Annotated in this window: 18 protein-coding genes; 15 read left to right on the top strand and 3 right to left on the bottom strand. The window is 38.7% G+C overall.

What is annotated here, in order from left to right:
- Positions 1-158 precede the first annotated feature (158 nt).
- Entirely contained in the window at positions 159-1,406 is a 1,248-nt protein-coding gene (nusA, locus tag MTP09_RS01690) for a transcription termination factor NusA (RefSeq protein WP_243550054.1), read from the bottom strand.
- Positions 1,407-1,555: 149 nt separating this feature from the next.
- A complete protein-coding gene (gene rimP / locus MTP09_RS01685; protein WP_243550052.1) occupies positions 1,556-2,023 on the bottom strand; it encodes a ribosome assembly cofactor RimP in 468 nt (155 codons plus the stop codon).
- Between the two features lie 607 nt (positions 2,024-2,630).
- Between rimP and MTP09_RS01680 the strand changes: the two genes are divergently transcribed.
- The 15 genes from MTP09_RS01680 (at position 2,631) to MTP09_RS01610 (ending at position 18,985) form a co-directional block, all read left to right on the top strand.
- A complete protein-coding gene (locus MTP09_RS01680; protein ID WP_243550050.1) occupies positions 2,631-3,947 on the top strand; it encodes a UDP-glucose dehydrogenase family protein in 1,317 nt (438 codons plus the stop codon).
- Between the two features lie 82 nt (positions 3,948-4,029).
- Positions 4,030-5,007 (top strand): hypothetical protein, encoded by a 978-nt coding sequence (locus MTP09_RS01675; RefSeq protein WP_243550048.1) that lies wholly within the window; start codon positions 4,030-4,032, stop codon positions 5,005-5,007.
- 37 nt (positions 5,008-5,044) lie between these two features.
- Positions 5,045-5,893 carry an ABC transporter permease gene (locus MTP09_RS01670; RefSeq protein WP_243550046.1) on the top strand — a complete coding sequence of 283 codons (849 nt, stop codon included), beginning with the start codon at positions 5,045-5,047 and terminating at the stop codon, positions 5,891-5,893.
- Between the two features lie 203 nt (positions 5,894-6,096).
- The gene (locus MTP09_RS01665) at positions 6,097-7,338 is read left to right on the top strand and encodes an ABC transporter ATP-binding protein (protein WP_243550045.1); all 1,242 of its coding nucleotides are present in this window, start codon (positions 6,097-6,099) and stop codon (positions 7,336-7,338) included.
- Positions 7,331-8,107 carry a class I SAM-dependent methyltransferase gene (locus tag MTP09_RS01660; RefSeq protein WP_243550043.1) on the top strand — a complete coding sequence of 259 codons (777 nt, stop codon included), beginning with the start codon at positions 7,331-7,333 and terminating at the stop codon, positions 8,105-8,107. The genes MTP09_RS01665 and MTP09_RS01660 overlap by 8 nt, the downstream gene beginning before the upstream one ends.
- Positions 8,108-9,007, top strand: coding sequence for a glycosyltransferase family 2 protein (locus MTP09_RS01655; protein ID WP_243550041.1), 900 nt, complete (start codon positions 8,108-8,110; stop codon positions 9,005-9,007). It begins immediately after the preceding gene.
- Complete coding sequence (locus MTP09_RS01650) at positions 9,004-9,945, top strand: glycosyltransferase family 2 protein (protein WP_243550038.1); 942 nt, start codon at positions 9,004-9,006, stop codon at positions 9,943-9,945. The genes MTP09_RS01655 and MTP09_RS01650 overlap by 4 nt, the downstream gene beginning before the upstream one ends.
- Positions 9,946-10,155: 210 nt before the next feature.
- The gene (locus MTP09_RS01645) at positions 10,156-11,073 is read left to right on the top strand and encodes a glycosyltransferase family 2 protein (protein WP_243550037.1); all 918 of its coding nucleotides are present in this window, start codon (positions 10,156-10,158) and stop codon (positions 11,071-11,073) included.
- Entirely contained in the window at positions 11,063-11,746 is a 684-nt protein-coding gene (locus tag MTP09_RS01640; protein WP_243550035.1) for a GNAT family N-acetyltransferase, read from the top strand. Before MTP09_RS01645 ends, MTP09_RS01640 begins: the two co-directional genes overlap by 11 nt.
- Positions 11,743-12,867 carry a dTDP-4-amino-4,6-dideoxygalactose transaminase gene (gene rffA, locus MTP09_RS01635; RefSeq protein WP_243550033.1) on the top strand — a complete coding sequence of 375 codons (1,125 nt, stop codon included), beginning with the start codon at positions 11,743-11,745 and terminating at the stop codon, positions 12,865-12,867. The genes MTP09_RS01640 and rffA overlap by 4 nt, the downstream gene beginning before the upstream one ends.
- Positions 12,867-13,652 (top strand): class I SAM-dependent methyltransferase, encoded by a 786-nt coding sequence (locus tag MTP09_RS01630; RefSeq protein ID WP_243550031.1) that lies wholly within the window; start codon positions 12,867-12,869, stop codon positions 13,650-13,652. Before rffA ends, MTP09_RS01630 begins: the two co-directional genes overlap by 1 nt.
- A 3-nt stretch (positions 13,653-13,655) precedes the next feature.
- On the top strand, positions 13,656-15,227 hold the full coding sequence (locus tag MTP09_RS01625) for a hypothetical protein (protein WP_243550030.1): 1,572 nt from the start codon (positions 13,656-13,658) through the stop codon (positions 15,225-15,227).
- 6 nt (positions 15,228-15,233) lie between these two features.
- The gene (gene asnB, locus MTP09_RS01620; RefSeq protein WP_243550028.1) at positions 15,234-17,027 is read left to right on the top strand and encodes an asparagine synthase (glutamine-hydrolyzing); all 1,794 of its coding nucleotides are present in this window, start codon (positions 15,234-15,236) and stop codon (positions 17,025-17,027) included.
- 27 nt (positions 17,028-17,054) lie between these two features.
- Positions 17,055-17,987, top strand: coding sequence for a glycosyltransferase family 2 protein (locus tag MTP09_RS01615; protein ID WP_243550026.1), 933 nt, complete (start codon positions 17,055-17,057; stop codon positions 17,985-17,987).
- Positions 17,988-18,040: 53 nt separating this feature from the next.
- Complete coding sequence (locus MTP09_RS01610) at positions 18,041-18,985, top strand: glycosyltransferase family 2 protein (protein WP_243550025.1); 945 nt, start codon at positions 18,041-18,043, stop codon at positions 18,983-18,985.
- 384 nt (positions 18,986-19,369) lie between these two features.
- Here the strand turns inward: MTP09_RS01610 and MTP09_RS01605 are convergent, their stop codons facing one another.
- Positions 19,370-20,140 (bottom strand): class I SAM-dependent methyltransferase, encoded by a 771-nt coding sequence (locus MTP09_RS01605; RefSeq protein ID WP_243550023.1) that lies wholly within the window; start codon positions 20,138-20,140, stop codon positions 19,370-19,372.
- Positions 20,141-20,167 lie beyond the last annotated feature (27 nt).

Genomic DNA, 20,167 nt, shown 5'->3' with positions numbered 1-20,167 from the left:
AAAATTTTCGGCAAAGTTAACATATTTTAACTTTACTCAGGGATATACTTTATTTGGCGGGTGTTTCCAACCAGAAATTTTCTTTACCTCATCCCAAAAAGGAAGAAAATTAATGAGCTATTTCAATGAGTCTTTTTCTTCAACTCATTCATAAAATATTAGTCTTCAAATTCCTCTCTCAGAATCTGTTTTACTTCCTCGATGGTTTCTTCTTCCAAATCGGTCATGTTTACCAAATCCTCTGTGTCTTTGTCTAAAACACTTTTCGCGGTATTCAGACCCACTTTTTGGAATTCATCGATGATCCACTGCTCGATATCGCCTTCATCGGTTCCGGCAAATTCTTTCAGTTCTACGTCGTCGTCCTCGCTGGTTTCTCTGTACACGTCAATTTCGTAACCACTTAACCAGGAAGCAAGACGAATGTTCTGCCCCTGCTTTCCAATCACTCGGGAAATTTCATCAACCGGTGTGTAAACCAACGCATATTCCGTTTCAGGGTTGATTTCAATCTTGTTAATGGTCACATTTCCTAAAGCTCTCTTTACCAAGATTTCAGGGTTTTTGGACCACTGGATCACGTCGATATTTTCGTTTTTCAATTCACGAACCACACCGTGGATCCTGGAACCTTTTACTCCGACACAAGCTCCAACCGGATCAATTCTGTCATCATACGCATCCACCGCGATTTTCGCTTTTTCACCAGGAATTCTCACTACTTTTTTCAACATGATGGTTCCGTCCTGAATTTCTGGAATTTCAAGTTCAAGCAGTTTTTCGAGGAATTTCGGAGCTGTTCTGGAAACGATAATTTGCGGTTTCGCTCCCTTGAAATCAACACTTTCCACAATTGCGCGGATGTTTTCTCCTTTTTTAAAGAAGTCGGAAGGAATTTGGTTTTCCTTTGGAAGGATAAACTCATTATCCTCATCATCCAACAAGATCACGTGCTTGTGACGGATGTGGTGAACTTCGCCAACAACGATTTCCCCAATTCTGTCGTGGAACTGCTCATAAAGAACCGCGTTATTATGCTCCTGAAGCTTGGTTGCCAAAATTTGCTTCAAAGTCAGGATGCTTCTTCTCCCCAACTGCTCGATCGGGATTTCTACCGTATAATCTTCGCCCACCTCGAAAGTCGGGTCAATTTTTTTTGCTTCGGAGATTTCGATTTCCAGGTCGTCGTCTTCAGACATTTCGTCTTCCACAATGGTTTTATTCAAAAAGATCTGGAAGTCACCTTTGTCTGGATTTACAATCACATCAAAATGGTCATCAGAATCGAATCTCTTTCTCAAAAGTGTTTTCAGCGAGTCTTCGATAATCGCCATCAATTCTGTTTTGCTGATGCTTTTTTCTTCCTTGAAATCGCCAAATGCTTCTATCAGTGCTAAACCGTCCATAATTTATAATTGATATTTGATGAACTATTGGGTGAAAAATCCCAAATCATCTATTGTTAAAATTTTGTTGTCCTTAATTTATTAGTGATAAGCGATAGGCGATAAGCGTTGTCTCTCATCTCTTGTCTCCCATCTCCTGTCTCAGCTCTCTAAAATTTTATCGCCACTAACGCCTTCTTAATTTCGGAATACGGGATTTCCTTTTCTTCCTCCACATCTACTTTTCCTTTCCCAATTTCCTTTGGTTTTCTGTAACGGAGAATCAGTGTGATTTTATCTTCGTCAACTTTTGCCAACTCGCCTTCGATTTTTGTGGAGTCATTCATTAAAATGTCCAATTCACGACCAATATTCTTCCTGAACTGTCGCGGTGAACTCAATGGTTCGCTCAAACCTGCACTCATTACCTGAAGCGAGAAGTCGTGCTCCTCACGATCCATATTGAATTCGATTGCGCGACTTGCATCGAGGCAGTCCTGAAGCGAAACTCCGTTGTCTCCGTCGAGAATCACCGTGATATCGTCACCTGCAGAAATCTTCAGATCGATCAAAAAAAGATCTGGTCGCTCTGCAAGAAAGCCGCTCAGTAATTCTTCTATTTTATTTTTGAAATCCATTTTTATAACTTAAAACCACCCCAAGAAAAGAGGGGAATTTTGGTTACGAAAAAAGGCATTCTTGCGAAGGCCTTTTCATTCTTTTCCGTAAATCCGGTGCAAAGATAAGAAAAACTGTGTTAAGTACAAAATGTGGGGTTACATTTTGGTGCAAGATGTAATGGGTGCAGATTGTTGCAATGGTTGCATTTTGTTATATCAATGTTAACCGTTGACAACAAAGTATTTCATTTAACGACAAAGATTAGGATTTTCTGCAAAAAATCTCAAGAAACGAAAAATGAATCGCGCTTTCACTCCCCGCTTCATCAATTCGCCTATGGCGAATGAAACTCTGCTACCTTAAAATAAAGAGCAACGAAGCTGAAGTCTTTGCGGTGAAATTATGCCATATCTATTCGCCACGAAATCGAGGATTCGACGGAGTCAATTCACGAATGATGACCTGTTACATTTGCAACAATTCAAACACCCTTCATCTTGCACCAATTGCAACCTGCATCAATTGCACCCTACACCCTGCATCAATTGCACCCTGCACCAATCTGCACCCACGTTTCAAAACAAAAATTCACTATTTTTGTCGTTTAATTTCAAAAAAACATCGATGAATATTACTATTGTCGGAACCGGTTACGTAGGTTTGGTTACCGGAACTACTTTGGCTGAACTGGGAAACGACGTCTTCTGCGTCGATATCGACGAGAAAAAGGTGGAGGGAATGCGAAACGGCATCGTCCCGATATACGAACCCAATCTGGAGGAAATGTTTCTTCGGAATATTCAGGCACAGCGACTTTTTTTCACCACCGATTTAAAGGAAGCCCTCGACAAGAGCGAGGTCATTTATCTTGCGCTTCCGACTCCTCCCGGTGAAGACGGTTCTGCAGATTTATCCTACGTTTTGAAAGTTGCATCCGACATCGGCGAGATGATGACCGAATATAAAGTGGTGGTCAATAAATCCACTGTTCCCGTGGGAACCGCAGACAAAGTTCGCGAAACGATTTCCGCAAAAACGCAGATTCCTTTCGACGTCGTTTCCAACCCGGAATTTCTCCGCGAAGGTTTTGCCGTTGAAGACTCGATGAATCCAGCGCGAGTTGTGGTGGGATGCTCCTCTGAAAAAGCGCGCGACATTATGTCGAAAATTTACCAGCCGTTTACCAACACGGGAGTTCCGATTATCTTTATGGATGAAAAGTCTTCCGAACTGACCAAATATGCGGCGAATTCTTTTCTCGCGGTGAAAATCACCTTCATGAACGAGATTGCAAACTATTGCGAAAAAGTGGGTGCAGATGTCGATAAAGTCCGCCTCGGAATGGGAAGCGACGACAGAATCGGGCACCGTTTCCTGTTCCCGGGAATTGGTTACGGCGGAAGCTGTTTCCCAAAAGATGTGAAAGCTTTAATTAAGTCCGGAAAGCAGGAGGGCTTTGATTTCCAGATTCTTGAAGCCACAGAAAATGTCAACCAAAACCAAAAAGTCATCCTCGTTTCAGAGATTGAAAAATATTTCGGCGGCAACCTCAACGGCAAGAAAATCGCGATTTGGGGACTGGCTTTCAAAGCAAATACCGACGACATCAGAGAAGCTTCATCTTTGGACAATATCAAAATTTTACTGGAAAAAGGTGCAGAAATCACTGCGTACGATTCCATTGCCGAAGAAAATGTACGACGAGTTTTGGGCGACAAAATTTCATTTGCCAAAGACATGTACTCCGCACTGGAAGGAGCAGATGCGCTATTCATTGCCACAGAATGGAGCGAGTTCAAAAACCCAAACTTCGAACTGATGGCCAAGAAAATGAGCAACAAAGCCATCTTCGACGGAAGAAACATGTTCAGCATGGAGCAGGTGGAAGGAACAGGTTTTTATTATAAGTCGATCGGAAGAAAAACGGTGTTGCGCGGTTAAGCTAACATAGCAGGAAGCAATTTCTAATTGCAATCACCAACAGCTGAATTCTATTATCATCTCTTAACCTTTAGTCAACACATTGAAACTAAACCTTTTTTCCAAACTGATTTTTGCAGCACTTTTGGCTTTTGTGGTCAATAGTTTTGTATATTTTTCGTTTGGGAATATTTACTCATCGACGATTCTAAATTATGAGAATTTTCAGGAGCAGTTTCATTCGGGGATTTATCAGTACCGGATTTTGAGTGGATATTTTTTGGTTTGGATTTACAATTTACTTTCGGGTTTAAATTTTGATTATCAAATTTTTAAACTCAAGTTTTTTGACCAAGAATCAGAGCCGAAAATGTTTCTCGCTTTTTTTATTCTGAACACTTTTTTTCTGGTCTTAAGTTCATTTGTAATGGTTCTGATCACGGAAAGCAAAAACTTCATCGCTACTGAATCTGAAAAAATACTGATGATTTGGGCAGCCGTTTTTGTGATCGCGATTTCACAGTTTGTGATTGTTCCATATGATGTTTCCAGCTATTTCTTTGTGTTGCTGTTTTTTTGGATTTTTCTGATGTATCTCAACGAAGGTTCAGCCGCTATCTTGATTTTGTTGGTTGCCGTACTATTCGTTTCTACGCTGAACAGGGAGTCTTCCGCACTTTCACTTTCATTGGCCGCAACTTTACTGTACGGAAAATTTGGTTTGGGAAAGAAAACTTTTATTCCAGTTGCAATTTTGGGAGCCGTATTTCTGGCTGTTTATCTCGGAATGCGCTTTTTCAATGAAAGTTTCACTACGAACGACGGAAATCTTGTGGTACTGAATTTCTCCCAGCCAAAAAACATTCTTGGCTTGCTGTTTTGGGTGGTTTTTTTCATTTTCACTTTGATATTGTCTAAAGACAAAACCGCACTCCGAAATATTCTGATTTTCCATTTGCTTGCTGCGCCGTATATTTTAATGTGCCTCTATTCAGGTATTTTATATGAAGTGAGATTGTATGTGCCGATATTTCTTACAGCACTGTTTTTGAGCAAGTCGGAATTCACAAAATTTCAGTAATTTACCTTATTTTTGCTAAAAATTTATTTTCACACAAATGAACGAACCTGAACAGCAATGGACAGAAACCATTGAGTCAAACCATTCTCTTTTCGATCTGAAGCTTCGGGAAGTATGGCGCTATCGCGATTTGGTGTACATGTTTGTGATGAGGGATTTTGTTTCCAGTTTTAAGCAGACTATTCTAGGACCAGTTTGGTTCTTTATCAACCCGATTCTTACGACCATTGTTTTCGTTGTGGTATTTGGTAAGATTGCAGGACTTTCTACCGACGGTTTGCCACAGATCCTGTTCTATCTTTCCGGAGTTACTTTGTGGAATTACTTTTCGACTTCATTAACGAGTGCTTCCAGCGTTTTCACCGCCAATGCCGGAATTTTCGGAAAAGTATATTTCCCGCGGTTAGTGATGCCGATTACCATTGTCGTATCAAACCTGATGCGTTTCGGGGTTCAGTTTCTGCTTTTTCTTTTGGCTTGGGCTTTTTATTTATTCAAAGGCGCCATTCAACCAAATGTCTGGCTGCTCGCAACACCTTTTTTAGTTATTTTAATGGCTGCGTTTGCAATGGGAGTCGGAATGATTTTCTCGGCACTCACCACTAAATACCGAGATTTGCAGATGTTGTTGGGATTTGGTGTAAGTTTGTTCATGTATGCGACACCGGTTATTTACCCGCTTTCTGCACTTTCGGGAATCTGGAAAAAGCTTGCGTTCTATAATCCGCTGACCGGGATTTTTGAATGCTTTAAATACGGATGGATGGGATCGGGAGACTTCTCGCCATCAATGCTACTCGTAAGTTCGGGAATTATTTTTCTGCTTTTAGCCATTGGAACCGTGGTTTTTAATAAAGTGGAGAAAGGGTTTATGGATACGGTTTAATAAAGTGGTTCAATGGACGAGTGGTTCAGTGGTAGTGACAAGTGGTGGATTGGCTTTTCTGCTACGCGGCGAAAAAAGATTCCTTCGCTGCGCTCGGAATGACAAAACTCGGAACATTAATTTGTAAATTGCAACCATTGCAACCACCTGCATCAATTGCAACCAGCGCGAACTATTTTTGAACAAATTTGAACTAATATAAAATGCTCGCTTTAAAAGCTGAAAATATATCCAAACAATACCGTCTCGGACAGGTCGGAACAGGAACGCTTTCGCATGACCTGAACCGCTTGTGGGCACAGATCCGTGGTAAAGAAGATCCCTATCTGAAAATTGGGGAAGCGAATGACCGTGCTACGAAAGGTAAAAGTGATTATGTATGGTCATTGAGAGACATCAATTTCGAAATCGAACAGGGAGATGCGGTAGGAATTATCGGCAGAAACGGAGCGGGTAAATCTACGCTGCTCAAGCTTTTAAGTAAAGTAACCAAACCCACCACCGGAAAAATTTACACGAACGGTAGAATCGCCTCTTTGCTGGAAGTGGGAACAGGTTTCCACCCCGAAATGACGGGGCGAGAAAATATTTACCTGAACGGCGCAATCCTGGGAATGACCCGAAAAGAAATCACCCGCAAGTTCGACGAGATTGTAGATTTCTCCGGAGTGGAAAGATATATCGACACGCCAGTAAAGCGTTATTCTTCCGGAATGTATGTGCGTTTGGCTTTTGCGGTTGCAGCACATTTGGAGTCTGAAATATTAATTGTTGATGAGGTATTGGCAGTGGGTGATGCAGAGTTTCAGAAAAAATGTTTGGGGAAAATGGGCGATGTAAGCAAAGGAGAAGGCAGGACTGTGCTGTTTGTGAGTCATAATATGGCAAGCATTGGAAAACTATGTAGCTCTGGTATTTTTTTTAGCCAGGGAAAAATGATTGCGCAAGGGGATATTAGTAAAATAATAAACTTATATAGTGAAGATTTGGTAACATCGGAAGAGGTAACACCTAATGATTCACAAACAATATTTTTGAAAAAATTAAAAGCTTATTCCGTGAGTAATCCGAATACAAATATTATTTCAGGAGAAGATGCAATTCTAGAACTCACAATTAATTCTACTAAAAATCAAGATAATGTAATTATTGGGATTGGCATCAATGACACATATAACAATAGGCTTATCACTCCATTTTCTAAACATCAGGGAGTATCGTTTCAAATAAAACCCGGAGAGAATATTATTAAGTGTACGATAGAAAAATTTCCTCTAAAAGCAGGAGATTATATTGTTGAGGTGTTTGTAGGAACGAATTTGGAGCGATTTGATTACTATGACAAAGGTCTTAAGCTAAGAATTATTGATTCGTATAAAAATGAAGCTCTTGATTATTCACAAGGATATTTTTTAATAAACCAAAAATGGGATTATTATGATTAACAATACAGAAGAAGAATTATTTTGCACACAATACGAACTTAAAACTTTAAGTGATTTATTAATTAGGGGTGAAGCCGAGCGATGGGTAAAAGGGTTTTTACAAAACAAATATGAACAAGAGCATCTTGAAAGATATAATTTTGCATTACAATATGTAAACAATAAACGGGTTCTTGATATCGCCTGTGGAAGTGGATTTGGCTCTTATCTGCTTGCTTATAAAGGAAATGCCGATGAAGTTGTTGGAGTGGATTTAGATCAAAATGCTATACGTTATGGCAATTATAGACACCATCATCCTAAGGTAACCCGAATTCATGGTGATGCATGTAAATATAAGAATAGTAACCAGTTTGAAACAATTATTAGTTTTGAAACAATCGAACACGTTCCTGATTATCAATCATTTTTGCATAATCTAAACGACAATCTTGCTTCTAATGGTGTTCTTATAATATCTACTCCACTCCGCAAACAAACAATTATAAAACCCTCACATAATCCTTTTCACGAAATTGAATGGTCGTATTACGATTTTATAAAATTACTTGAGACAAACTTCATTCTCGAGAATTCATATATACAAGATGGAATTGTTTTAGGACAATATCCAACTTATAGTTTTAAAAATAGATTATTTAGGAAATTAGGGGTAAAGAAATTTGTAAAGTCAAAGAGCGTGTTACATCAAGGGATTACAGAAGCTAAAAACCTTAACATCTCAACAATTGATAGTGGCTATACCATTCTGATCCTAAGAAAAAAATAAATGCTTGCCATTGTAATCCCATATTATAAAATAGATTTTTTCAAAGACACTCTTACCTCGCTGGAAAATCAAACTTGTAAAGATTTCAAAGCTTATATTGGTAATGATGCAAGTCCTGATGATCCATTACCGCTCATTGAAGAAAATCTGAGAACTATTAACCATAAATACATTGAGTATTCTGAAAATTTGGGTAGGAGAAGCCTAGTTTCACAATGGGAACGTGTGATTTCCGAAACAAAGGATGAGGAATGGATATTAATTTTGGGCGATGATGATGTTCTGTCCATTAATTTTGTTCAGGAATTCTATAACCATCTTTCTGAAATTGAGGCGAAACAATACAATGTGATAAAATTTTCACAATGTTGGATTGATGAAGCTGGAAAAACCTTGAATGAGTTTACAAATTATCCGAAACTCATTGATCCAGCAGAACATCTTGGCTACAAAATAGTTAAAGGCGAACGCTCCAGTCTGTCGGAACATATCTTTCGAAAATCTCAAATACAAAAAATACGATTTAAAGATTTTCCGTTAGCATGGGCTGCAGACGATGTTGCGGTTTTTGAATTTAGTGAATGTAAACCAATTTATTTCATAAATGAAGCGAAAGTATATGTTAGAGTAAGCAATGAAAATATCTCTGGCCGAAAAGATAACCTTGTAATAAAGAAAGAAGCAAAAATTGCTTTTGAAAAGTACCTTATAAAAAATCATTATAAAAATCTTACAATAGAATCACTAAAAAAGTTAGTTGATCATCAGATTTATTACCGCTATCACAATAATATTCCTTTAGGGTTCAGCCTTTTTAAAGTGTATTTGCATCTAGGATATTATAAAAAGATAATAGCATTACCAAAGACATACCTTATTCTCAATAAGATTATTAAATGACCATCACCGCCATCATCCCCATTTATAACGCTGCTGGTTTCATCGAAAAAGCGGTGGATTCGGTTCGGCAGTTCCCCGAGGTAAAAGAAATACTGCTGATTGATGACGGCTCTAAAGATGGTTCGCTCACAATATGCCGGAATCTTGAACACCAATTTCCGGAAGTAAAGGTACTGACACATCCCGACAACGAAAACCGCGGTGTTTCTGCAACTCGGAACATCGGCATGGATTATGCCACACAGGATTTTATCGCTTTTCTGGACGCCGATGACTATTGGCTGCCCAACCGGTTCGATGCAGAAAGAGAACTTTTCAAGAACCCTAAAGTGGATGGGGTTTTTGGTGCGATCGGAGTTGAATTCGTAACGGAAGCAGGTAAAAAAAAATACCTCGAGGTGATTAATGATACCGGACTGACCACCGTGTACCACCCTGCCGAAGGGAAAGAAGTTTTTTATGGACTCACCCAACTGAAGCCTGATTTCGGAACTTTTTTTTCACTGATTGCCACTACTTTGCGCCGAAGTGCCCTGGAAAAAACAAAACTCCGCTTGAATGAAAACCTGCGGATGCACGAAGACAAAGACTTTATTGTAAAACTGTCATGGCACTGCCACCTGAAAAGCGGCTTTATCGAAAGGGCGGTAGCCATCCGCACCGGTCATGAAGAAAACACGTTCTCCAGTGTGCAGAATTTTTCGCGAAAGTTTTTCAGCAACCAGCATCTGCTTTACCGCTCACTGTATGAATGGGCAAAATCTATCAGAGAAATGCCTTCCGAAGCCCTAGAACTTTTCAAGCTTAAAATGCTCTCCTCCAAAATTGCTGCTTTGACCGGTCTTAAAAAATACACTTATTTTGTAATTTCATCAATACTTAATCCCAAACTGCTGAAAACCAGGTATCGTTATTATGCACTTAGAGAAAATTTATAATCATCTTCCCTTTCAATTGTTGGCCAACTGTGTTTTACTCGCAGCGATAAGCATTGTTGTTGCACAAGGGTATCTGATCTTTCTTCCGGTGGCATTTAAGTAGAACGTGATTTAACTATGACCTCGAAGAGGGTACTGTTCATAATACAGCTGAATAACATTGAATATTCGTTCATAAAAATCAGTATATTTACAAAGGAAAAAACACAAATGATCAGCATCGTAAGTCCCGTTTACCGCGCCGAAAAAATACTACCCATTTTGGTTTCAGAAATTGAAAAAGTAATGGCCAAAATCGGTGAATCCTACGAAATTATTTTAGTTGACGACCGTAGTCCCGATAATTCCTGGGAAGTGATGCAAAATCTTGCTGCTGAAAATCAAAACCTAAAAATTTTTCGGTTAAGCCGCAACTTCGGGCAACACCCCACAATTATGGCAGGACTTTCCAAAGCCAAAGGCGACTGGATCGTAGTCATGGATTGCGATATGCAGGATCAGCCGAAAGAAATCGAAAAATTGTATGAGAAAGCGAAGCAAGGTTTTGATGTTGTCTTAGCACGAAGAGAGCAGCGCAAAGATTCATTTTCAAAAAAAATGGGTTCCCAACTTTTTTATAAAGCATTTAATTACCTCGCCGGAATCGAAATTAATAAGGAGATTGCCAACTTTGGAATTTACAATAAAAAAGTTATTCAATCAGTTTTATCAGTTAATGACAATATTAAGTTTTTTCCGCTTTTTGTCAATTGGGTTGGATTCAAATCTACTGCAATCCCAATTGAACATGCTAACCGGGAAGAAGGAACCTCATCTTACAGTTTTTCAAAATTGCTTTCACTGGCGTTTAATGTCATTATTTCGTTCTCTGACAAACCTCTGAAAATCTTTGTTGGGTTTGGACTCACCATTTCAGCTCTGGCACTTTTTGTTGCAGTCTTTTTTGTTATTTGGTATTTTATGGGCAAAATTACTGAACCCGGTTTCAGTTCGCTTATTCTTTCCATATGGTTTCTTTCGGGGGTGATTATCAGTTGTATAGGTGTAGTCGGTATTTACCTTGGAAAAACATTCAATCAGACAAAAAACCGTCCGGTATTTATTATAGATGAATCACATGAAAATTAAAAAACTGAATTGGGACTCCGATTTTTTTGAAAAGAATATTGGTGAAGTTTTTTTTTTAGACTCAAATATTGCAATTGAAAATCTTGATTTTGATCTTATTGTATCTAAACAAAACAAAAGTTTTGATGTAGAAATACCCGGCTTTGAAAAAACATTTGAGGAAACTAAAGTAATTTTTGAAAAAACGCTAAGTCCTATAAATCAGAACAATGATCTTGAAATAAAAGATACTGATCAGGAACAAAGAAATTCTGATTTTTTCAAAACATTGTCCTATGAAAGTGGAAAAAATAGTCGCTTCCTACTGGATCAGAATTTTGGTGTCGAAAAGTTTAAGAAACTGTATGACGAATGGGTTGCTAACAGTCTAAACAAAAAATTCGCTATTAAAACTTTTTACATTGAAGCAGGAAATACTCCTGTCGCTTTTGTTACAGTGCAAAAGGCAGAACTCATTGGCAAAATAGGACTTATCGCAACAAATCCGGCTTTTCAGGGAAAAGGATACGGAAAAAAAATATTGATTTTTGCAGAAGATTTTTGCTATCAAAACGTTATGAAAACAATGGAAATTCCTACCCAAAAACAAAATTTACAAGCCTGTAATTTTTATGAAAAAATGGGCTACAAAATAAAGGAAGAACTCATCATAAAACACTTTTGGAAAAAATGACGCCATTCAATAAGCCTTATTTAACCGGCAAAGAAACCAAATATATAGAAGAGGCCGTAGCCACCGGAAAAATTTCCGGCAATGGCGTTTTCACCCAGAAATGCCAGCAGTTTTTTGAAGAACAGTACGGTTTCAAAAAAGCCCTGCTCACAACGTCCTGCACCGACGCTTTAGAAATGGCTGCAATTCTTGCAGGTATTGAAAAAGATGATGAAGTCATTATCCCAAGTTACACCTTTGTTTCCACCGCTTTGGCGTTTGTGAGACAAGGAGCAAAGATTGTTTTTGCAGACTCGTACAGCGATAATCCAAATATCGATGCCAATAAGATTGAAGAATTAATTACCACTAAAACCAAAGCAATTGTGGTGGTACATTACGCAGGAGTTTCATGCGATATGGAAAAAATCTTGGAAATTGCGAAGAAATATAACCTTATCGTCATCGAAGATGCTGCACAGGCAATCGACAGTTTCTATACTTTTTCAAACGGTGAAAAAAAAGCACTTGGAAGCATCGGTGATTTGGCAGCATTCTCTTTCCACGAAACAAAAAATATTATTTCTGGTGAAGGCGGAATGTTGGCCATTAACAACGAGAAATTTATTGACCGTGCCGAAATTATCTGGGAAAAGGGAACTAACAGGTCTTCTTTTTTCCGCGGCGAAGTGAACAAATACGGATGGGTAGATACAGGTTCTTCTTTTTTACCAAGTGAAATCATTTCTGCTTTTCTTTGGGCGCAGCTGGAAAATTTGGAAGACATCCAGAATAAAAGAAAATCGATTTGGGATCGATATTATGAGGGCTTAAAGGACAATCCCAATTTTTCTTTACCAAAAATTCCGGATTTCGCGACCAACAATGCGCACATGTTTTATCTGGTTTTCAAAAATCTTGAAGACCGCATGAGAATGATTAAGAAACTAAAAGAAAATGATATTTTGGCAGTATTTCATTATCTCTCTCTCCATAAAAGTGATTTTTATAATGAGAAACATGATGGCAGAATTCTGAAAAATTCCGATCATTTTGAAGACTGTTTGTTGAGGTTGCCTTTCTATTATGAACTTCAGGAAGAAGAACAGCGCAAAATCATCGAATTTCTAAACACATTTTAATGAAAAATATTTCCACCTCTCTTTTTAAAGACCCATTTGAAGTAAAGAACGACAAATACATTTTCATTCCTGTTCAGGAAGAAGTTGTTACGGATTTTTTGGACAAGATTAAATATAAAATAAAGAAATTCAGTGGTTTATATAACTTTTTAATTGAATTAATCAGCCCTGTTTTTCCCCAACCTTTTTTTGATGCTCGGAAAATCATTAAGAACGAAATCAAGGGTAAAAATCTTGTCGCACTAAATTTAGGCAGCGGAAATTCTGATTTTGGTGATGATTTACTGAATGTGGATCTGCTTCCGTATGAAAACGTCGATATAATTTGCGACATCGAGAACATCCCTTTTAAAGACAATTCTGTGGACTATATTATCAATATTGCAGTTCTAGAGCACGTTCCAAATCCGCAAAAAGTAATTGCAGAAATTCACCGAATATTAAAACCTGGTGGTAAAATCTATTGCTTTATTCCCTTTATGCAGCCGTTTCACGCATCGCCTTACGATTTTCAGCGGTTTACTTATGAAGGTATGAAACACCAGTTCCGCGAATTTGAAATCTTGAGATTAAAACCAATCGGACCAACTTCAGGAATGTTATGGAATCTTCAGGAATGGTTGGCGTTGCTTTTTTCTTTCGGAATTAAGCCGCTGCATACAGTGCTGTATCTTTTCTTTATGGTGCTTACGTTTCCACTGAAATTCATCGATTTGATTCTTCAGCATCACCCAATGAGCAAAAATGTGGCTTCAGGGTTCAGTATTCTCTGCCAAAAAAAATAAAGGATGGAAAAAAAGTTATACTGGAATATTACGGGAATTCTGTTTATCGTCTGTGCGCTGTTCATGGGCTGGTTCAATTATTCCAACTTCGATAAGGGGTTGGTAATGAATGATGAGGCCTATTACCTGATGCACTTTCGGGATTTCAGGGACATGATTACGATTGATGCCACCAATTACTTCAGGATTTTCCAGATTTTTTATACAGATAATATTTATCATTTTAGGATAATCACCTTTGCTTTGGTGAACCTATCATCGTGGTTACTATTTTTTTTGGCGGCCAAGTATTTCCGGCTTCGGATTCATCCCGTTCTGTTTGGTTTTCTGGGTGTCTGCATCAATTTTCTCAGTTGGCACGGTACAATAATCGTTCTCAATCAATATCATGGAAATATCCTTCTCATGAATCTGGGACTCTCCTGTCTTATTTTGTTTGGGATGTATAAAAAACATTTCTTGCTGCTGATTTCTGGATTATTTCTGGCATTAATCTTTTTCGACGGAATCCCGCATGCACTTGCCATTGGTCCTGTCGTTTTGTTCATCCTGATTAACTACTGGAAAAAACAGAGATCCGCGATATATTTCTTTTTTGGCGGTCTGGTTTTAGGTATAACGTTTTATTTTACCTTTATCCAGAGTATCAGTTCCTACATCAGCCAGTTAGAATACATCAAAATATATAAACATTTCCACCGTAAGCAACATCCCATAAGGTTTTATGCCTTCTGGTTTGCACAGGTGATTGGTTTTGTTTTTGTTCCTTTAGCAGTTTTTATTACTTATTATCATAAAAATGTACTGCGAAAAAAAGAGATGCTCGATAAGATAATACTGATTTTTGGTGGTCTATTAATTGTCCTGTCGTTCTTTTTCAGTAATCTTTATATGCTGTATTTTTTTCTTGGTCTTTTATTGTACCGTTTCTTTTTGGAACCAGTGTTATTGGAAGAAAAAACTTTAGTCGCTGTGCTGTGGCTTGTTCCTTTTGGTCTTGCGTTCGGTTCTGGATTTTATTTTCATATTCGGGGAGGTATGTATCAGATTTACTTTTTTCTGGCGCTCAATACTATATTGCTCAAGATTTATTCTTTAAGATTATACCTTATCTATCTCGCATCATTTCTGTGGGGCGTAATTGTTTATCCGCAGTTCATTCATGAGAAGGGCTGGAAAGATTTTGTATATACAGAACAAACCGTGCCAGTTGAAATAAACGGCAACATTCTTTATCTGGACGCCAAACGCAAAAAAGATATTGAAGACTTACGTCCTTACCTTCAAAACCAGGAAAATGTGGTTTATTCCAAAAATAATCTGACCGGATATCTCTATATCCTGAACGCTAAAGCACCGGTTCCCTATTATTTTACATTAAAAGATTATATTAAATTTATGATGGAAAAACAGGGCAAAACGCCGGACGACTATATATACATCGAAAATGATGAATACCCATTCTCCATCAGCGATTTAAATCCAATGAAATTTGTAAAACGTCCTGAAAATTATACAAAAGTAAAAGCGGGTAGATTTACCTTATATTTACCGGAGCATTTTCAGAAAAAATAAAAAATAATGTGCGGAATCGCAGGAATCATAACACCCAACGCAAAAAGATATGCTGAGCAGCTTCAGAAGATGACCGACGCCATAATTCACCGCGGTCCGGATTCGGGGCATCATGAATTTTATGAGAATGTCGCGCTCGGTCATCGCCGGCTTTCGATAATCGACCTGTCCGAAACCGGAAAACAGCCGATGTTCTCGAACACCAAAAATGAATGTACTGTTCTGAATGGTGAAATATACGGTTATCAGGAACTAAAGAAAAAGTACTCAGATTATCCATATCACGGGACTTCCGACACCGAAGTCATTCTCGCCATGTATCAGAAAAACGGAAAAGCGTTGCTGAACGAACTTCCGGGAATGTTTGCTTTCGCAATTTGGGACGAGGAAAAACAGCAACTCTTCTGTGGAAGAGACCGCTTTGGCGAAAAACCCTTTTTCTACGCTACCGGAAAAAACGGTGAATTTATTTTTGCATCCGAGATTAAAGCAATTTTGGCGACCGGTTTGGTGGAACCGAAAATCAATAACGAGGCGCTTTACCATTTCCTACAATACGGTTATGTGAGTGCTAATCAAAGTATTTATTCCAACATTTTCACACTTCCTCCCGCTCATTTGCTCACGTATTTCAATGGGAAAATTGAAGTAGAAAGATATTACTCGATCCCGAAAAACGATATTCAGGTTTCACTTTCCGAAGCGAAGGAGGAATTTACTTCGTTGTTAAAAAAGGCAGTTGAAAAACAGTTGGTTGCAGATGTGGAAGTCGGAAGTTTCCTGAGCGGCGGATTGGATTCTTCCACGATTGTCGCAATGGTGAACGAGTTCAAGCCCAAACAAACCACCATCAGTTTCGGGTATTCGGGAGAACACAGCGAATTGAAATTTGCAGAAGAAATTGCCCAGAAATACCAAACCAACCATATCGAAATCCATGAAAACCGTGGAGATATCGCAAGTGAACTTTTGAAGATTTCGCCCTATTTTGACGAGCCGTTCGCAGATATGAGCTACGTTCCGCAATACAAAATCTGCGAAGCGGCAGCAAGACATCTGAAAGTTGTTTTGGCAGGAGATGTTGGAGACGAACTTTTCGGCGGCTATCACTTTTACACTGTTGAAAATCAGCTAAAAAACCATTTTAGCTACAATAATGCCCTGGTTAAGTTTGGGTTAAAGCAATTCGGGAAATTTCGGCAGACTTCTTATCTAACAAAGGAAAATATTGCCCACCAGAATATTTTGGATTTCCACCAGAACAGAGTCAGAAACTTTTTTAATTCTAAGGAAATTTCAGAGCTGGGAATCCACTCCAAATATCATCAGGAATATAGCTTCACAGCAAACCCACATTCGCTGAACGATATTATGCGAACCGATCTCGAAAAATATGTTCCCGGAAACATGCTCGTGAAATCCGACCGCATGGCGATGGCGAATTCGCTGGAAGTGAGAACTCCATTTTTAGATAAAGATTTCGCGGAATTCTGCATCCAACTTCCTGAAAATCTGAAACTTGATTCAGCCAACGATAAAATCATTCTTCGTGAAGCCATGCAAAACTACTGGACGGAAACCATCAGAAAACGCCACAAACAGGGATTCGGATCTTCCGTAGAAAAATGGTTTGAGGAAGAAAGTATGATGAAATTATCCGACGACCTGTTGAAAGACAAAACATCCGAAGTTTTTAACTTCATCGATTTCGAGGCGGCACAACAGTCATTAAACAAAGACAAAAAACACTGGAACCTGCTTCAGTTAGGACTTTGGGCAGAGAACTCCAAATCAAAATAACTTCGTCGCTACTCCAAGGATTGAACTATGAAAATATCCGTAATCATCCCTGTTTACAATGCAGCAGCTTTTCTAAGAAAAGCAGTGGAATCCGTGGTTCAAATTGAAGAAGTTCAGGAAATACTCCTTATCGAGGATTGTTCTACCGATCATTCTCTGGAACTCTGCAAGACATTGGCAACGGAATATCCCAAAGTAAAACTCTTCCAACATCCAGACAAAGGAAATCACGGAGCGGGAGCAACGAGAAATTTAGGTTTAGAAAAAGCTACACAGGAATTTATCGCCTTTTTGGATGCCGACGATTATTATCTCCCGAACCGTTTTGAGGCCGAAAAAGAGCTCTTCAAGGATCCAAAAATAGAAGGCGTTTTCAACGCAATTGGAACAGAGTTTCTTTCAGAAAAAGGCAAAGAAGAGTTTAAGGAAAAATTCAAGGACACCGATCTTACTACCGTAAAAAAACATGCGGAAGGAAAAGAGGTTTTCTATGGTTTGCTTGGTTTGACTAATGATTTCGGAACTTTTTTTCACCTTAATGGTTTAACGGTGCGAACGGAGAGCATTAGAAAGAATAATTTAGAATTTAATGAAAATCTTCGTGTTCATCAGGATTCGGATTTCATCATTAAATTGTCTTATCACTGTAATTTAAAGTCGGGAAACATCGAGAAAGCCGTCGCAATTCGTGGAGTCCATGATGATAACCGTATCACGAAAATCAAACTCTATTCAGAGAAATACAACCAGCGTCAATTCCTACTCTGGAATTCGATTAGTGAGTGGTCAAAGAACAGGGACATCAAAAAGGAATTTCGTGAACATATATTTCTAAAGAAAAAATCATTTGAACTATCTTTGAAAAAGGGTTTCGGAAAATATTTGGACTTACTTTTTTCCTCTTTAAGAAAACCGAAAATCTTGAAAACAAGATACCGGTTTACTTATTTGAAGCGGTAAATCAATCCTTCAAAGATTTGAAATCCTTAAAGGAGGAATAAAACAAAAACACAATGAAAATCTCCGTCATCATTCCTGTTTACAATGCCGAAAAATACGTTACACAAGCGGTGGAATCTGCTTTGCAGTTCGACGAAGTCGCTGAAGTGATTTTGATAGAGGATAAATCTCCCGACAATGCTTTGGAGGTTTGCGAAAAGCTTGCAAAAACCCACGATTTGCGGGTCAAACTTTTACAGCATCCCGACAAAGGAAATCACGGAGCGGGTGAAAGCAGGAATTTGGGAATGAGAAACGCCACTTGCGAATTCATTGCCTTTCTGGATGCGGATGATTTTTTTCTTCCCAACCGTTTCGATGCAGAAAAGGAGATTTTTAAGAAACCTGAAGTTGACGGGGTTTACGGTGCAATCGGGGTTCATTATCATTCCGAAAAAGCAAAGGAACAGTTTTACCACATTTATCAGGAAAAACTGACAACTGTTTATCAACCACATCCACCAAAAGATGTTTTTCCCGGACTGATCGGACTGCGCGGAAGTTTCGGTTTGTTCAGCGTAGATGGTTTAACCATCAGAAAATCTGCATTAGAAAAAATGGATGCGTTGATGAAGACCGACCTTAAACTCCATCAGGACACGGATTTTTTGATGCGGCTTGCTTTTTATGCTAATCTTTATCCGGGAATTCTCGACAAGCCGGTCGCAGTTCGCGGTGTACACGAAAGCAACAGGATTTCGCAGGTAGATTCGGGAAAGATCAAACCTGCATCAACAAGAGTTCTTCTGTGGAACCACCTGAAAAACTGGGCAGAAAAAGAACCGAATATGCCAAAAGACGAACTGCTCCACATTACCCGAATGCACCGCAGCTTCGAGATTGCCAACTCTTCTTTCCTAAGAAAATGGGGAATGATTTTGAAATATTTAGCGACTGATTTCAGGAGTATCAGGAGCGGGCTGTATAATATTAACTTTCGGAAAAATTTATTTTCGTAGAAATTATGCTAAAAATGCAACGTAATGCCCTTAATCATAAGAAAATACTTAATATTCCTGATTATATCCACTATTTTGCTTCAGTTGCAATACTGTTTTTAGGTGGCAAAACTCTTCATGGATTACAAAAAAATATTGGAAAATATGATTTATTTCTAATAGTCATCATGAGCACCTCGCTCATAGGAATTTGGATTAGCTACTACCAGATTTCAATAGATCACAATATCCGGATAAAAAGCGCTGTTTTCTTCTTGCTTTTATTTCTACTTTTGATACGGAGTACTGATATTGTAAAAAGGATTATGGCCTACTTGGCAATTGGAATACTGGCTGCAAATATTCTGACATATCTATTGTATTCATCCCCAAAAGTACCTCAAACTACTTCACAAAAACCCCCACAAACTTCCCCTCAAAATCCACCACAGTTGGCTCAATTCCATTCTTTTCACAGAAATCCTGGAACGCCGAATTGTCGTTGATATCGTCGCTGATGAATACTCCACCCTTTCTTAATCTTGGGTAAAGTTGCGAGTACGCCCAACTCATCCCTTCATAAGCTTTGTCGGAATCATAGTGTACCACATCAAACTCAGGAGTTTCACCGAAAATTTTAGGTAAAGATTCCCGATCGGCGTGGCGAAAAAGTTTCCAATTTTTTTTGAGGTTTTCAGGTACAACATACCCAACGTACTGATCACCGTTTTGTCCCAAATAGGGCATATCCGAACTGTAAAGCGTTCCGTTTCTTTTTGTTAAAGAAAGCAATGCAGCGAAGGAAGACCAACCGTAAGCAACCCCAGTTTCAACTACATTTTTCGCCTGCGTAAATTCGCAGGCATAATAGATCAGTTCCAAAGCTCCTGCTCCACCCATTTTGATCGGACATTCCTTTTCCTTTTGATTTGCGGTTGAAAGTTCATTGGGAAAAAGTTCTGAAAATGATTTCATCTCGACGCCAAAAAGTTTCGACACTGCTTCCTGCTGTGAAACTGCAATTGCCGATGCCCAAGAATTAGTTTTTTCTTTTCCCCTAAAAGCACCTTTTCTGTTGAAAATGTTCTTAATGATTTTTCTGCCCAGTTCAGGATAGAGGTCGGGTCTTTTCAGGTAACCTACAAATGTCTTTGAAATTCTCGCTATTTCGCCCACTGTGTTTTATTTGTGGCAAAAATAGGA

Source organism: Chryseobacterium suipulveris (genome assembly GCF_022811685.1).
Taxonomy (GTDB): domain Bacteria; phylum Bacteroidota; class Bacteroidia; order Flavobacteriales; family Weeksellaceae; genus Kaistella; species Kaistella suipulveris.
This window is presented reverse-complemented; position numbering and strand designations above follow the sequence as displayed.